Genomic DNA, 15,220 nt, shown 5'->3' on the forward strand with positions numbered 1-15,220 from the left:
GACTAGCTACGCAACCAGTTCACGGGGGCGGCGCCCTGTTGCTCCAGGAGTGCGTTGGCGCGGCTGAAGGGCCGGGAGCCGAAGAAACCGCGGGAAGCAGACAGCGGGCTCGGGTGGGCGGACTCAATGAGCGGCGTGGATCCGAGCAGCGGTTTGAGCTGCGCGGCCTCGCGGCCCCAGAGGATGGCCACCAGCGGCTGGTCGCGGGCAGCCAGCGCCCGGACCGCGGCGTCAGTGACCGCGTTCCAGCCCAGCTTCCGGTGGGATCCTGTTTCGCCCGCGCGCACCGTGAGGACCCGGTTGAGCAGGAAGACTCCTTCGTCCGCCCAGCCGGAAAGATCACCGTGGGTGGGAGCCGGGGCCTCAAGGTCTGATGCGAGTTCCTTGTAGATATTCACCAAACTGCGCGGCAACTTGGTCTGCCGGGTCACTGAGAACGCGAGTCCTACGGAGTGGCCGGGCGTCGGGTAGGGATCCTGTCCCACGATGATGACCTTCACATGGCTCAGCGGGTAGGTAAAGGTCCGCAAGATGTGGTCGGGGCCCGGCAGCACCTGGACGCCATTCTGCTGTTCGAGTGCCAACGCCCGGGCCAAATCGTGAACGTGTGGCTGGACCGGTCTCAGAGCCTCAGCCCAGTCCGGCGCCATGACGTCGTCGAGGGTTGCCGGAGCGGCAAACGGCAGAGCTGCCCCCAGGGCAGGGGGGATGGGCAGGGTGGGGGCGCCGTCGTCGTTCATGGGTCCATCTTGACCCGTTTCACGACGCTGCCTCCAGAGGCAGCGCAAATGACAACGGTGTGATTCGCCACTAGCATGGACGAAGTAGATCGCGCGGAAACGGTGGATTGGACGGTGTGTCGTGGGTATGCAGGGCCCGGCAGCGCAGACGGATCGTGAAGGCTCCGCGGAAACTCGGGAATTGGGTCTGGGTGAGCGCGAACAGCGCATGCTTGAGCTCGAGAGGCAGTGGTGGAAGTATTCGGGTGCCAAGGAGCAGGCTATCCGGGAGATGTTCGATCTCTCCGCCACGCACTACTATCAGATCCTCAACGCGCTCATTGATACTGAAGCCGCCCTCGCCCACGATCCGATGCTCGTGAAGAGATTGCGTAGACTACGTACAACCCGCCAACGCGCCCGTTCCGCGCGCCGTCTTGGCGTTGACGTCTAGAACGCACGCCGCTCCCGAGCCGAGGATTCCACGCCACATGACCCAATATCCCCGCGACGAATTCGACCGGGTGCCCGAATCCGCCGCTCGGCAGGGAGTCCACCGTGAGCGGATGGCGCCGCAGCAGTCAAGCGGCCTTGCCTTGAAGGTCGTCGCAGGGATCCTGGTCCTCGCGGTTGGACTGGCCGCATACTTCCTTTTCCCACGCCTGGGTCTCGGGCAGGTCAGCGCGGTCACTTCCGAGTCCAGCAGTCCCGCCCTGATGCCGTCCACCTCAGCCGGGGATGAGGCGAGCGAGGGTGCAGCCGGAGAGCCCAGCGCTGAACCGACGCCCACCCAGTTCGGGTCTCCCAGCACTGAACCGACGCCCACGGAGTTCGGGTCTCCCAGCACTGAACCGACGTCCGAGGAAGACCCGACCGCCGAGGCAACCGATTCTGACGCCGTCGACCGCGCGCAGCCCGTCGCCGTGTTGAACGCTACGACGGTCGGCGGACTGGCGAGCACCGCGGCTGGACGCCTGCAGGGCGACGGCTGGAATGTGACCCAGATCGGCAACTGGTCCGGTCAACAGCTGCAGCGGTCGATCGTCCTCTATAACAGTGAAGAACAGCGCGCCACGGCCGAAGCGCTGGCGGGTACTCTGGGCATCGGAACCGTCCAGGGCGACGCCGGCTTCGGCAACATCACAGTCGTGGTTGGTCCGGGCTTCCAGTAGGCATCCGGTTAAGGATCAATAACATTCATTGTGTTCTGCATCACTGGTCAGGTGTTCTGGGATTAGATGTATCTCAGCCCCGCCACGATCAGCCGGCGGGGGATCTACACAGTGGGAGAACAACATGGCGCAGGGAACCGTGAAATGGTTCAACGCTGAAAAGGGATACGGCTTCATCACCGTTGATGAAGGCGGAGCGGATGTCTTTGTGCACTGGTCCGCAATCGAGATGGAGGGCTACCGCGCGCTCGACGAGGGCCAGCGGGTCGAATTCGAGATCGGTGAAGGTCAGAAGGGGCCGCAGGCTGAGGCGGTGCGCCTCGCATCCTGAGCCGACCCACGCAATACCCAAACACGACGGCGCGCTTCCCCTATGAGGGGCGGCGCGCCGTCGTCGTTGTTTTCCCTGAGGCGAACAGCTTGCACTCGTAGTGCGTGAGTGCTAATTATGGAGTTAGCACTCAGGTGTGACGACTGCTAAGGCGCCGCCCCATGAGTGAACCAGGCAACCTCTGTGGTGAGGGCCGGTTCGGGAGGTACAGAGATCTTCCCGGGTCTGCTCGTCCGTCGCGGGCATCACAGGCCGGTAGCAGCATACGCATGACCGTCCCGAAAGGACCTACGCCGTTATGGCCAAGATCATTTCTTTTGATGAAGAGGCACGCCGCGGCCTCGAGCGCGGGTTGAACACCCTCGCTGACGCAGTCAAGGTTACGCTGGGCCCCCGCGGGCGCAACGTTGTCCTTGAAAAGAAGTGGGGCGCTCCCACGATCACCAACGATGGTGTTTCCATCGCGAAGGAGATCGAACTCGACGATCCGTTCGAGAAGATCGGCGCCGAGCTGGTCAAGGAAGTTGCCAAGAAGACTGACGACGTCGCCGGTGACGGAACCACCACCGCCACCGTCCTCGCCCAGGCACTCGTCAAGGAAGGCCTGCGCAACGTAGCCGCCGGTGCTGACCCGCTGAGCCTCAAGCGCGGCATCGAGAAGGCCGTTGACGCCGTCACCGCCGAGCTCCTCGCTTCCGCCAAGGAAATCGAGACCAAGGAAGAAATCGCAGCTACGGCTTCGATCTCCGCCGGTGACCAGCAGATCGGTGACCTCATCGCCGAAGCCCTTGACAAGGTTGGCAAGGAAGGCGTCATCACCGTCGAGGAGTCCAACACCTTCGGCCTCGAGCTTGAACTCACCGAGGGCATGCGCTTCGACAAGGGCTACATCTCCGGCTACTTCGTCACCGACGCAGAGCGCCAGGAGACGGTCCTCGAAGATCCCTACATCCTGATCGTCAACTCAAAGATCTCCAACGTCAAGGACCTCGTTGCTGTCCTCGAGAAGGTCATGCAGTCCGGCAAGCCGCTGCTGATCATCGCTGAAGACATCGAGGGTGAAGCACTGGCTACCCTCGTAGTCAACAAGATCCGCGGCACCTTCAAGTCCGTCGCCGTCAAGGCTCCGGGCTTCGGCGACCGCCGCAAGGCCCAGCTGGCTGACATCGCCATCCTAACCGGTGGCCAGGTCATCGCCGAAGAAGTTGGCCTCAAGCTGGAGAGCGCCACCCTGGACCTCCTGGGCCAGGCACGCAAGGTTGTTGTCACCAAGGACGAGACCACCATCGTTGAGGGTGCCGGTAACGCAGAGGAAATCGCCGGCCGCGTTGCACAAATCCGTGCCGAGATCGAGAACTCTGATTCCGACTACGACCGCGAGAAGCTGCAGGAGCGCCTGGCCAAGCTGGCCGGCGGCGTTGCAGTCATCAAGGCAGGCGCTGCAACCGAGGTTGAGCTCAAGGAACGCAAGCACCGCATCGAGGACGCCGTCCGCAACGCGAAGGCTGCTGTTGAAGAGGGCATTGTTGCCGGTGGTGGTGTGGCCCTGATCCAGGCCGGCGCCAAGGCATTCGCCAACCTCAACCTCGAAGGCGACGAAGCGACCGGTGCAAACATCGTACGCATCGCCATCGACGCCCCGCTCAAGCAGATCGCTTTCAACGCTGGCCTCGAGCCCGGCGTCGTTATCGAGAAGGTTCGCGGACTGCCCGCAGGCCACGGCCTCAACGCCGCAACCGGTGACTACGAGGACCTCCTGGCTGCCGGTGTGAACGACCCCGTGAAGGTTACCCGCTCTGCTCTGCAGAACGCTGCCTCCATCGCGGGCCTGTTCCTCACCACCGAAGCTGTTGTCGCGGACAAGCCTGAGAAGGCTGCTCCCGCAGGCGGCGGCGACGAAATGGGCGGCATGGGCGGTATGGGCGGCTTCTAAGCTTCCCGCCTCACCAGCAGCTTCAACTGCATAGACAGGCAGAAGGCCGTTCACCCTTACGGGTGAGCGGCCTTCTGCTGTTCAGATTGCGGCAAGGGCTAGTGAATGAACATGCGGGCATTGCTGAGCTCAGCCTGCGTGTACTGTTCTGTTGCAACGCCGAGCGCCTGATTGATGCTGGTCAGTGACTCCTCCACCCTGGCCTGGGTGGCACGCCAGTCTGTCACCAGCTGCTGGAAGTTCTGCGATGCCTGGCCCTGCCACTCGGACTCAAGGGACCTCAGGCCTGACTGCATGGCGTTCACCTCCGCCTGAAGCCGCGCAATGGTGTTCTGCACATCTGCGCTCTTGGCCGCCAATGAGTCGGTGTTGACGTTGAAATAGGCCATCTGTTCCTCCTGAGTTTCTCCTGCGGGATGCCCTGCGCTCCTGACGCTAGGCGCGCCGGGAGGCCGACGGGCCCGCAACCGGGCGAATGTGGGTAAACCGCACCTGCCTGGTTCGCTGTGGAGGACCGGCCGGCGATACTACAGATGTTGTTGCTCGAGGAGCAGTCGAGAAGTCAGTCGTCAGCCGGAGGGACGCTCTCGGCGTCGTGCGGCAGCCTGATCGACAGGGTGGCGCCACCTCCGGGAGTTTCTTCCAACCGCACGCTTCCGTCGTGCTGTGCAACCAGGGCGGCGACAATCGCCAGACCCAGACCCGTGCCGCCGGTTTCCCGGTAGCGCGACGAGTCTGCCCGGTAGAAGCGCTCAAAAACGCGTGCGGCGTCTTCCTCGGAGATTCCGGGACCGTGGTCGCGAACCTCAAGCACGGAATCGCTCCTGCCGTGGATGACTGGAGCAACGCCGACCGCAATCTCGATCGGTGACCCTTCGGGCGTATAGCGCAGGGCATTGGTCATCAGGTTTCCGACCACCTGGCGGAGGCGGGCCTCGTCGCCGACGGTCGGCGTATGCCGGGCAGCGCCGCCGTCGAGCCCTATCACCCTGATGTCCCGTTCAGGCGCGATGGCGCGCGCGTCCATGGCGGCGTCATTGCCCAGCACCAGCAGATCAAGTGGCTGGGACTCCAATGGCCGCTGCTCATCGATGCGTGCCAGTGTCAGCAGGTCCTCGACCAGCTGCCCCATGCGCTTGGCTTCACTTTCGATGCGACCCATCGCGGCTTTGACGTCGTCGTCGTTCTGGAGGGCACCGTGGCGGTAGAGCTCTGAGAATCCGCGGATGGTGACCAGGGGAGTGCGCAGTTCGTGCGAGGCGTCCGCAACAAAGCGTCGCATCTTCCGCTCCGACTCCATCCTGGCGGCGAATGCCGACTCGATGTGCGCGAGCATCGCGTTTAGGGAGCGGGACAGCCTGCCCACCTCGGTGGCGGGGCGCTCAACCTCGACGCGCCGCGAAAGGTCACCGCCGGCGATCGCGGCCGCCGTTCGTTCCACCCGGCTGAGCGGGCGAAACTGCCGGGTGACCGCAAGGTAGGCGACGATTGAGGCCGCGGCGATCGAAAAGAGTCCGACCGTGAAGATGATGCGGCCTGCCTCGGAGACGGTGTCGTTCACCGTGGACATCGGCGTGGCAACGGCAACGGAACTGTCGTCCTCAACGAGCGGGAACACAATGACGCGCCACTCGCTCTCACCCCTGCTCCCGGGGACGGTGAAACCCTTCTGGCCGAGTCGATCAACATCGTCCCGGTCAAGACGAGGAAGTTCAGGCACCTCAGAAAGGCCGGCGGGGTGTGTGGAGCGGACTGTTTCACCATCGGCATCAAGCCATACGCCGTAGAAGCGGAACAGGTTCTGGCTGGTGTCGCTGCCCATGGCGCCGATGCTGTTGGTCACCGACTGTGCGTTAGCTTCGATGTCCTGGTCCATTTGAACAACAAGGCTGTTCCGAAGCAGGGAGATCGTCACAATGCCCGTGATGGCAACGGTGAACACCATGAGCAGGGTCATGATGGCGATCAGCTGCGTGCGGAGTGAGGCAGATTTCCAGCGACGAATCACAGCGGGTACGGGAATGATTGCTAGCGCTTGTCAGCGGTGCGCAGCAGGTAACCGACCCCGCGCTTGGTCTGGATCAGGGCCGGGGCGTCCGGGTTCTTGTCGATCTTGCGCCGCAGGTAGGAGATGTAGGACTCCACAATGGAGGCGTCCCCGTTGAAGTCGTACTCCCACACGTGGTCGAGGATCTGCGCCTTCGAGAGCACGCGGTTGGGATTCATCATCAGGTAACGCAGGAGCTTGAATTCGGTGGGGGAGAGGTCGATGACCTGGCCGCCTCGGCGCACCTCGTGGGCGTCGTCGTCCAGTTCGAGGTCATCGACGCGGATGACGGCGCCGTCGTCGTCGTGAGGCTGGGTGCGGCGGAGGACCGCGCGGATCCGGGCGACCACCTCGTCCAGGCTGAAGGGTTTGGTGACGTAGTCATCGCCGCCCACCGTGAGGCCGGTGACCTTGTCATCGGTGTCATCGCGTGCGGTCAGGAAGACAACCGGGAAGTGGCGGCCGGCGGCGCGGAGCCGACGGGTGACTGTGAAGCCGTCCATGTCCGGCAGCATCACGTCGAGCACGGCGAGGTCAGGGTTGTGCGTCTCGGCAGCGGCAAGGGCGTCGCGCCCGTTCGCGGCGGCGACCACGTCGAATCCCGCGAACCGCAGCGAGGTGGAGAGCAGTTCCCGGATGTTCGGCTCGTCGTCAACTACAAGCAGCTTGGCTTCAGGTCCTGATTTGTTCACGGTTCCCAGTCTGCTCCCAGTTGCTGGGAGTTTTCTGGATGTTCCCCGAACGTCCGTGAGAAGTCAGCTCTTCGCAATATCCGCGGCGTCCATGATCGTGTAGGCATAGCCCTGCTCCGCCAGGAACCGCTGCCGTTTGGCGGCGAAATCCTGGTCCAGGGTGTCACGCGCGACGACGGTGTAGAACCGCGCCGCGCGTCCGTCACCTTTGGGACGCAGCAGCCGACCCAGGCGCTGGGCCTCCTCCTGTCGGGAGCCGAACGAACCCGATACCTGGATTGCCACTGAGGCCTCCGGCAGGTCGATCGAGAAGTTTGCCACCTTCGATACCACCAGGGTGTGCAGTTCCCCAGAGCGGAAGGCATTGAAAAGCCGCTGCCGTTCCTTCACCGACGTTTCGCCCTTGATGATCGGGGCGTCGAGCCGCTCACCCAACTCGTCGAGCTGGTCGATGTACTGTCCGATGACCAGGAGCTGCTCGCCCTTGTGGGAGGCGACCAGCTTCTCCACCACCGACGTCTTTGTCTCGGAGGTGGCGCAGAGCCGGTACTTGTCGCCGTCGTCGGCCATGGCGTACGCAACCCGCTCATCACGGGGGAGGTCCACGCGAACCTCGACGCAGTCCGCAGGTGCTATGTAGCCCTGAGCCTCGATGTCCTTCCACGGCGCGTCATAGCGTTTCGGTCCGATCAGGGAGAACACCTCGCCCTCCCGGCCGTCCTCGCGTACGAGGGTTGCGGTGAGGCCAAGGCGCCTGCGGGCCTGCAGGTCGGCCGTCATGCGGAAGATCGGCGCGGGAAGCAGGTGCACCTCGTCATAGACGATGAGGCCCCAGTCATTTGCGTCGAGCAGTTCGAGGTGGGGATAGAGCCCGCCTCGGCGAAGGGTCAGGACCTGATAGGTGGCAATCGTGACAGGCCGGACCTCCTTGACGGATCCGGAGTACTCGCCGATCTCGTCCTCCGTCAGCGATGTCCGCTTGAGCAGTTCGTCTTTCCACTGCCGGGCGGACACAGTGTTGGTCACGAGGATGAGCGTGGTGGTGGAGCTCGTCGCCATGGCTGCAGCGCCGACGAGGGTCTTGCCCGCGCCGCAAGGGAGCACGACGACGCCAGAACCGCCCGCCCAGAAGTTCTCCGTAGCCACCTTCTGGTAGGGGCGCAAAGCCCAGCCGTCCTCGTTCAGCACGATGGGGTGCGGCGTGCCGTCGACGTAGCCCGCGAAATCCTCGGCAGGCCATCCCAGCTTGAGGAGAAGCTGTTTCAGTTGCCCGCGCTGCGAGGAGTGCACCACCACCGTCTCGCCGTCGATCCGCGGACCGAGGAGGGGCTCGATCTTCTTCGCGTGCAGTACTTCTTCGAGGACAGGGTAGTCATTGGTGCGCAGCACGAGGCCGTGCTGCGCGTCCTTCTCCAGACGCAGCCGCCCGTATCGGGACATGGTCTCCTCAATGTCGACGAGGAGGGCATGCGGCACAGGGAAGCGTGAATACTTAAGCAGCGTGTCCAGCACCTGCTCCGCGTCCAGCCCGGCGGCGCGGGCATTCCACAGGCCGAGTGGCGTGAGCCGGTAACTGTGCATGTGCTCGGGCGCCCGCTCCAGCTCCGCAAAAGCGGCGATGGCATGCCGGGCCTCGGTGGCCTGCTCGTGATCGACCTCCAGCAGGATCGTCTTGTCGCTCTGGACAATAAGCGGCCCATTAGGCATCCGTTGAAGCCCCTTCCACAGTTTCCACATCCATAATCCGGTGCACGGAGATCACGCGCTCGGTTTCCTTCTCCGGGTCGAAGACGCGTACACGTCCCCCATTAACCGACAGTGGAACAAAGACCTGACGGGTGGAATTCCCCGAGCTGTCCGCAAAACCCATCCGGACGGCCTGTTTGGTCCGGATAGCCGTTCGCAGCGTCTCCAGGCCAATCATCGCTTCGCTTTCGGCTCCTGCTCCCGGACCCGGCCGGGCGCTGCCACGCAGTACGTTCATTTGCGCTTCGACGTCCTCTTCCGTGAGGACCCACGGGTTGGTTCGCACCGCGGACGACGACGGCGCGGAGCCGCCTACAGCCCGGGACGCCGGTCTCTGCGCAGCTCCTCCCTCCAGTGCGGGAGAGTAACCGAGCTCGCGAAGGGCGCTCGCGAGTTCCGTTGGCGTCGCCTGGGCAGTCACGACTGTTGGTGCAAGCCGGACGAGGCCCAGCGCCGCGGCGGCCGGATCGGAAAGAAGCGCGGTGAGCGCGGCGTCGTCGTCACTGCGCACATAACTGTGGGCGGGGCCGACGCGCAACGAACCATAGCGGGAGGCGGTGTCCTCGACGAGATAGCGCAGCGGTTGCGGAACGTCGGTTGCAGAGTGCTTTTGGAGGAAGGAGAGGACGCCCGCGGCGTCCTGGCCGTCGTCGAGCGCGCGGCGCACGGACTGGGCGGAAAAACGGTACACGGTCGCCGGGCCCTGCCCCTCCGCGGAAGCGAGCAGGGCCAGCTCCTGCGCAACGTGCGGTTCGAGGTAGCCCGGGGCCACGGCCGTCAGGTCAGCCTGCAGCATGAAGTGCGTGAGCGGTTCGGGCAACGCATCGCGAAGAACCGCGACGGCGTCGTCGAACCGGTCCTCGGCGACCGCGCCTCCCAACTCGGTCAGGGCACCGGAGCCCAGCAGGCCCAGGTGCCCCATCTCCTCGACCATGCCCGGAACCAGCCGTGTGAAGCGCCGTCGCAAGCGGGGTTGCTGCCAGGTGAGGCGCTCGATCAGGGAAGGAGCGTCAAGGACGCAGGCGCGGCCGGCGTCGTGCCCGGTTTCCGTTGACAGCGCCAGCGCGGCTGACAAAGTACGACGGCGGACGGCCGGCGCATCCGTTCGCGTCGCCTCTGACGACAGGGCATTGACCGTACTGCCGGTGGGCAGCTGCCCGCCCACGAGGGAGGGGGCACGTTCGGCGTCGAGCCACGCGCGCGCCAGCCGCACCCACTGTTCGTCGCGTTCGGAAAGGTGCCAGAAGCCGTCGGCCGTGGCCATCCACCGCGAGCTGTCCGGATCCAGCACGATGAGCCGGGCCAGCGCGGCCAACTCAAGCAGCCAGGCCACCTGTTCCCGGTCAATCCGGAGGGTGTCAGCGAGCCGCCGGATCTCACGGACGCCTACTCCGCCGGTGCGGAGGGTTGCGATCGGCTCTGACTGCACTGACGTCAGGAGCTCGGTGATGAGGCGAAGGGTCTCGGCAATGGCACCGAAGGCGGCGTTGTCCCGAAGGCTGGCGCGTACGGAGGTCAGCTGCGGAACCGGTGGTGACATCGGCAGGGACGGAATGACCAAGCCCCCGCGCGCTGCTATGCCGACTTCCCGGGGCAGCTCGACATGGTTCGCGTCGAGGCGGATGAGCAGCCCACTCGCAAGCAGCCACTCCAGCGGGGTTGCGGCGCCCGGTGCACCTGCTTTCGCCGATCCGACGGGGGAAGCCGCGAGCTTCTGCAGGAGCTCCCGCGTTTTGTCGGGGGCCAGGTCCAGCACCGTATCCCAGGATTGCTTGAGGATCGCGGCGAGGTCCCTTGCCGGATCTGCCGAAGGTGTGGACGAGCCCGAAGGAAGCGGGATGCCCGAGGCGCGCAGGGACTCAACTCCGGACCGGATGCGCTCGCCGTACTCCGGGTATTGCTGGGCCAGCGTTGCCAGCGGACGTCCCAGGCCGGCGGGGTAGGGGCCGAGCGCTTCGTGCAGGGTCTCCAGCGGGAAGTAGGACCGGCGGCTCTTCACCACGGGGCCCGCTCTCAGGAGCGCCAGTTCCTGCAGCTGGGTGAGATAGGGCTCAAGGATCTTGGCGCTCATGGAAGCGATTGCTGTTTTGAGGGTTGCCGCCGTGCTTCCGGCGGGAGCGTCGAGGTCGGTGGTAAGAACCACCGCCTCAAGCACCATCAGTTGCGGGGAACTCAGCCCTTCCAGTGCACGCTGCACGCTCACCCGCGTTGAGGCGCGCGCCGCGAGGGCCGCGAAATCCGGTACGGGAGGGAGCACCACATCCGGGCGCGCGGCCATCAGCTTTCGGAGTTCGGCGTCACTACGGGAGGCCAGATCCTCGGCGAGGGCACGGATGGCGGACACCACATTAACGTTACTCGCACCGCGGGTGGACGCGGTCACGGCTGTTTGTGAACTCGGCGGCGCGCGTGCCTGTTCGGGGAAGTTCAGCTGCGGCCGCGGGAGATGACGCTGATAACTACGTTGACGATCATCAGCAGGAATCCGAGCGGCAGGCAGAAGTAGGCAGCCGTCATGAAGCCCGGCCACGGGTCTGCTCCGACCCAGGCGGACAGGAGCACCACCACAAGGGAGAGGAGCCCAATAACTGCAAGAACGACCGCGGCAATCAGCAGGACAAGCCGCGCACGCTGGGTCTGTCCGGGATTGCGGACCGGGCCGGCGCCGTCGTTCGCTGGAACAGAGGGAGGATTGTGCGTCATGATGCTCCTAGCGTACAAGGGAGCTCCTCGCCACTCCGCGCTCTGGTGCCGGGTATCCTACTAAGGCAGACTTTTTCCCTGCGTATGCCCTGGCTGGCCGGCAACGTCTCGATTGCGATCGATGACCGTTGCGAAGCCCGGCCGGCATGCGCCAAGCAGTTCGAGAACGAGGTAATTACGTGCCTATCGGCAAGGTCAAGTGGTTCGACTCTGAGAAGGGTTTCGGCTTTCTGGCGACGGATGACGGCAAGGAAGTTTTCCTGCATGCCTCGGCGCTCCCTGCCGGAGTCACCGAGGTCAAGGTAGGCGCCCGGCTGGAGTTCGGCGTCGCGGACGGACGTAAGGGCCTTCAGGCGCTATCCGCACGCATTCTTGACGCGCAGCCCTCCGTTGCCAAGGCAACGCGCAAGAAGGCGGAAGACATGGCCGTGATCACCGAGGACCTCATCCGTTTGCTGGATGATGTGTCCAACGGTCTGCGTCGCGGTCGGTACCCCGACAAGTCGCACTCCGCGAAGGTTGCCGCAGTGCTGCGCGCCGTCGCCGATGACCTGGACGTTTAAGTCCCATGACTGAATCCCCGGCGTCGACGGAAACAGCGGAGGCAGGACCAGCGGAATCAGCGGCCCCGGCAGCTCCCGCTGTTGCGGCGCCCAAGCGCAGGCCCATCCGGAAGCCTTCCAAGCCTGATGCTGTGCTGGCTGCGGCGGTGGACACCGCGCGCAACGGTGTGCTCGAGATTGCAGGGGACACTCCGGTAGGGGAGCACCTGGGTGCTTTCCCCGAGGCCGAGCGGCTTGTCACGCATCGTTTCGCCGCGAACGTTCCAGGCTACGTGGGCTGGCACTGGTTCGCCACCCTCGCACGCGTTCCCCGTGGCAAGGATGTCACCATCTGCGAAGTAGGCCTGCTGCCCTCGCGGGAATCGCTCCTCGCGCCGGACTGGGTTCCGTGGTCCGAACGCGTACGCCCGGAGGACACCCCCGAGGAAGTTGGAACCCGGGAGGAAGCCGCGACGGCTCCGGATGCCGACGCCGGCGCGGAGACCGCTGGCGAGGACGAGACCGACGGCGGCGCTGTCGCCGAGCCTGACACCGAGCGCGCCGTCGAGGTCGACGTCACCGCTGACGGCGAAGCCTCGGAGGAGCATTCGGACGAGCACACCATCGACGAAGACCCAAGTACCCCCGGAGGCGACTCCCCGGTTGCCTAGGGTGTGGAGAACCGCAGGAAGGAGGCTTGCCTGATGGGCATGTTCCGATCCCTGCACATCCACAACTACCGGCTCTGGTTTATCGGCGCCCTCATCTCCAATGTGGGTACGTGGATGCAGCGCACGGCCCAGGACTGGCTCGTGTACGACATCCTTACCGACCAGGATGCCGCGGCAATGGGAATCGTCATGGCCCTGCAGTTGGGTCCGCAGCTCTTCATCGCCCCGTGGGCAGGCCTGATCGCCGATTCGGTCGATCGCCGCAAGTTGCTGATCGGTACGCAGAGCTCGATGGCGGTGCTCGGCGTCGGCCTCGGTATCCTCGTGGTGCTCGGGTTGGCGGAGCTCTGGCATGTCTACGCGTTCGCGCTCGCACTCGGTCTTGTCTCCGCAATCGACGCTCCCGCACGCCAGGCCTTCGTCTCCGAACTGGTGCGCGACGAATACCTCCCAAACGCAGTCGCTCTCAACAGCGCTTCGTTCAACGGCGCACGGATGTTCGGCCCGGCCATTGCCGGACTGCTCACGGTCGCCGTCGGCCCGGGCTCGGTGTTCATGATCAACGCCGTCACATTCGGGGCGATGATCTTTGTCCTTGCCACGATCCGGCAAAGCGAACTGCGCGTCCTCAACCGGTCAGCGCCCGGACGCGGCAAAATCCGGGCGGGATTCCGCTACGTGCGGCAGCGTCCGGACCTGATGATGGTGATGTTCGCGATCTTCGTCGTCGGGACCTTCGGCCTCAACTTTGCGGTCTACATCGCCGCAATGGCACGCACCGAGTTCAACACAGGCGCAGGTATCTTCGGCGCGCTGTCCTCAATCATGGCGGTCGGTTCCGTGGCCGGCGCCCTTCTCTCTGCGCGGCGGGAAAGGCCGCGCCTCAGGTTCGTCTTCGGGGCTGCGGGAGCGTTCGGCCTGGCGTGCATGCTGGCAGCGCTGGCGCCCACTGTCTGGCTCTTCGGCGTCACGCTTGTCCCGGTGGGGCTCTTCGCCCTCACCCTCATGACCAGCGCCAATGCGTACGTTCAGACAACTACGGTGCAGGAGATGCGCGGGCGCGTCATGGCGCTGTACTTTGCGATTTTCCTCGGCGGCACGCCTATCGGGGCACCGATTGTCGGGTGGGTGACCAACGCCTTCGGTCCACGGTGGGGGCTTGTGGTTGCCGCCGCATCAGGCTTCGTCGCAGCTATTGCCGGGCTGGTCTGGGTGTGGCGGTCTCACCACGTCAGCGTGCGGCTGGTTCACTCCGCCCCGCGGCGGCTCAGGTTGACCCTGGCCGCCACAGCGCGGAACACCGCGGAGCGGAACGGCTAGGAGCGTTCCACCACGTAATCGATGCACTGCAGCAACGCCGACACATCGGCGGGTTCGACGGCTACGAAGGTTGCGATGCGCAGCTGGTTGCGGCCGAGCTTCCGGTACGGTTCGATGTCGACAATCCCGTTCGCACGCAGCGTCTTGGCCACAGCTGAGGCATTCACGGTGTCATCGAAGTCGATCGTGGCGATGACGTTGGACCGGTGGTCCGGGTCCTGCACAAACGGGGTGGCAACGGTGGAAGCGTCGGCCCAGCCGTATACGCGGCCCGCGGAATCGGCCGTGCGCTTCGCGGCGAAGTCGAGGCCGCCGTTGCTGTTGAGCCATTCGATCTGCGCGTTCAGCGTGACGAGGGTGGCAAGCGCCGGGGTGTTGTACGTCTGGTTCAGCCTCGAATTGTCGATGGCGGTCTGGAGGTCCAGGAAATCCGGGATCCAGCGATCCGATGCCTTGATTGCAGCTGCCCGTTCCAGCGCTGCAGGGGAGAACAGGCCAAGCCAGAGCCCGCCGTCGGACGCGAAGTTCTTCTGCGGAGCGAAGTAGTAGACATCGGCCTGCGTGACATCCACTGCCAGCCCGCCCGCCGCGGAGGTCGCGTCGATGGCGACGAGTGCGCCGTCGTCTGCTCCTGCCACGCGTTCAACGGGCGCCGCCACACCGGTGGACGTCTCGTTCTGCGGCCAGGCATAAAAGTCGATGCCGGACTCGGCAGTGGGGGCCGGTCGTGAACCGGGCTCGGAGGTGATAACTGTGGACTCCCCGAGGAAGGGTGCCTTCGAGGTCGCCGCAGCGAACTTGGACCCGAACTCACCGAAGGAAAGGTGCTGCGCGCGGGATTGGACCAGACCGAACGAGGCAACATCCCAGAACGCAGTGGACCCGCCGACGCCAAGGACAACCTCGTAACCCTCGGGGGCGCCGAAAAAATCCATCAGGCCGGACCGCACCGAACCGACGAGGTTCTTCACCGGGGCCTGGCGGTGGGAGGTTCCAAGCAGCGCGCTACCTGCACTCTTGAGAGCATCCAGCTGCTCCGGGCGGACCTTGGAAGGACCCGCGCCGAACCGTCCATCCTGTGGCAGCAGCTCGGCGGGGATGCGGATGTCGGCGGAAGTGCTCATGGTTGCTCCAGGACGTTTACTTGCGTTGTGGGGTCGCAGACCATTCTGCCCCAGTGTTTCCGTCGGGGACGCATTATGACCGCTGGGTTCGGCGGCAACGGGACAGCCGTCAAACCGGCCAACTAAATGGGTTAACCTTGTGGGGCGTAGGGATGACGACGGCGGCCCACCTTCCAGGGACTGCAGGCAGCCGCTGCATCAACGCTCAATCCGCACCAGT

At 64.8% G+C, this 15,220-nt stretch carries 15 protein-coding genes; 7 read left to right on the forward strand and 8 right to left on the reverse strand.

Going from position 1 to position 15,220, the window contains the following annotated elements; genetic code table 11:
* Window positions 1-2 precede the first annotated feature (2 nt).
* Complete coding sequence (locus AC5RTB_RS00160) at window positions 3-740, reverse strand: uracil-DNA glycosylase (protein ID WP_494059045.1); 738 nt, start codon at window positions 738-740, stop codon at window positions 3-5.
* Between the two features lie 127 nt (window positions 741-867).
* Between AC5RTB_RS00160 and AC5RTB_RS00165 the strand changes: the two genes are divergently transcribed.
* From AC5RTB_RS00165 to groL, 4 genes are all read left to right on the forward strand, one after another.
* Entirely contained in the window at window positions 868-1,173 is a 306-nt protein-coding gene (locus AC5RTB_RS00165) for a DUF3263 domain-containing protein (RefSeq protein ID WP_494059738.1), read from the forward strand.
* A gap of 37 nt (window positions 1,174-1,210) precedes the next feature.
* Entirely contained in the window at window positions 1,211-1,891 is a 681-nt protein-coding gene (locus AC5RTB_RS00170; protein WP_494059046.1) for a LytR C-terminal domain-containing protein, read from the forward strand.
* Between the two features lie 124 nt (window positions 1,892-2,015).
* On the forward strand, window positions 2,016-2,222 hold the full coding sequence (locus AC5RTB_RS00175) for a cold-shock protein (protein ID WP_090585827.1): 207 nt from the start codon (window positions 2,016-2,018) through the stop codon (window positions 2,220-2,222).
* Between the two features lie 298 nt (window positions 2,223-2,520).
* Window positions 2,521-4,155, forward strand: coding sequence for a chaperonin GroEL (gene groL, locus AC5RTB_RS00180; RefSeq protein WP_490892107.1), 1,635 nt, complete (start codon window positions 2,521-2,523; stop codon window positions 4,153-4,155).
* Between the two features lie 98 nt (window positions 4,156-4,253).
* Here the strand turns inward: groL and AC5RTB_RS00185 are convergent, their stop codons facing one another.
* The 6 genes from AC5RTB_RS00185 to AC5RTB_RS00210 all read right to left on the reverse strand — a co-directional run bounded on the left by AC5RTB_RS00185 (window position 4,254) and on the right by AC5RTB_RS00210 (window position 11,343).
* Complete coding sequence (locus AC5RTB_RS00185; protein ID WP_494059047.1) at window positions 4,254-4,544, reverse strand: WXG100 family type VII secretion target; 291 nt, start codon at window positions 4,542-4,544, stop codon at window positions 4,254-4,256.
* A 173-nt stretch (window positions 4,545-4,717) separates the two neighbouring features.
* Window positions 4,718-6,163: a sensor histidine kinase gene (locus tag AC5RTB_RS00190; protein ID WP_494059048.1), complete on the reverse strand. Its 1,446-nt coding sequence runs from the start codon at window positions 6,161-6,163 to the stop codon at window positions 4,718-4,720.
* Window positions 6,164-6,183: 20 nt separating this feature from the next.
* On the reverse strand, window positions 6,184-6,894 hold the full coding sequence (locus AC5RTB_RS00195; protein ID WP_494059049.1) for a response regulator transcription factor: 711 nt from the start codon (window positions 6,892-6,894) through the stop codon (window positions 6,184-6,186).
* A 63-nt stretch (window positions 6,895-6,957) separates the two neighbouring features.
* On the reverse strand, window positions 6,958-8,601 hold the full coding sequence (locus AC5RTB_RS00200; protein ID WP_494059050.1) for a DNA repair helicase XPB: 1,644 nt from the start codon (window positions 8,599-8,601) through the stop codon (window positions 6,958-6,960).
* Complete coding sequence (locus tag AC5RTB_RS00205) at window positions 8,594-10,984, reverse strand: helicase-associated domain-containing protein (RefSeq protein ID WP_494059051.1); 2,391 nt, start codon at window positions 10,982-10,984, stop codon at window positions 8,594-8,596. Before AC5RTB_RS00205 ends, AC5RTB_RS00200 begins: the two co-directional genes overlap by 8 nt.
* Before the next feature lie 83 nt (window positions 10,985-11,067).
* Window positions 11,068-11,343: a hypothetical protein gene (locus AC5RTB_RS00210; protein ID WP_494059052.1), complete on the reverse strand. Its 276-nt coding sequence runs from the start codon at window positions 11,341-11,343 to the stop codon at window positions 11,068-11,070.
* A 179-nt stretch (window positions 11,344-11,522) separates the two neighbouring features.
* Here AC5RTB_RS00210 and AC5RTB_RS00215 point away from each other — a divergent pair, with 179 nt between their 5' ends.
* The 3 genes from AC5RTB_RS00215 to AC5RTB_RS00225 are packed head-to-tail and all read left to right on the forward strand — an operon-like array spanning window position 11,523 to window position 13,876.
* Window positions 11,523-11,906, forward strand: a complete 384-nt coding sequence (locus tag AC5RTB_RS00215; RefSeq protein ID WP_309070157.1) for a cold-shock protein — start codon at window positions 11,523-11,525, stop codon at window positions 11,904-11,906.
* A 5-nt stretch (window positions 11,907-11,911) separates the two neighbouring features.
* Window positions 11,912-12,556, forward strand: coding sequence for a DUF3027 domain-containing protein (locus AC5RTB_RS00220; protein WP_494059053.1), 645 nt, complete (start codon window positions 11,912-11,914; stop codon window positions 12,554-12,556).
* Between the two features lie 33 nt (window positions 12,557-12,589).
* On the forward strand, window positions 12,590-13,876 hold the full coding sequence (locus tag AC5RTB_RS00225) for an MFS transporter (protein WP_494059054.1): 1,287 nt from the start codon (window positions 12,590-12,592) through the stop codon (window positions 13,874-13,876).
* Here the strand turns inward: AC5RTB_RS00225 and serC are convergent.
* On the reverse strand, window positions 13,873-15,000 hold the full coding sequence (serC, locus tag AC5RTB_RS00230; protein ID WP_494059055.1) for a phosphoserine transaminase: 1,128 nt from the start codon (window positions 14,998-15,000) through the stop codon (window positions 13,873-13,875). The genes AC5RTB_RS00225 and serC overlap by 4 nt on opposite strands.
* Window positions 15,001-15,220: the final 220 nt, after the last annotated feature.

Source organism: Arthrobacter sp. M71 S08, assembly GCF_059089725.1.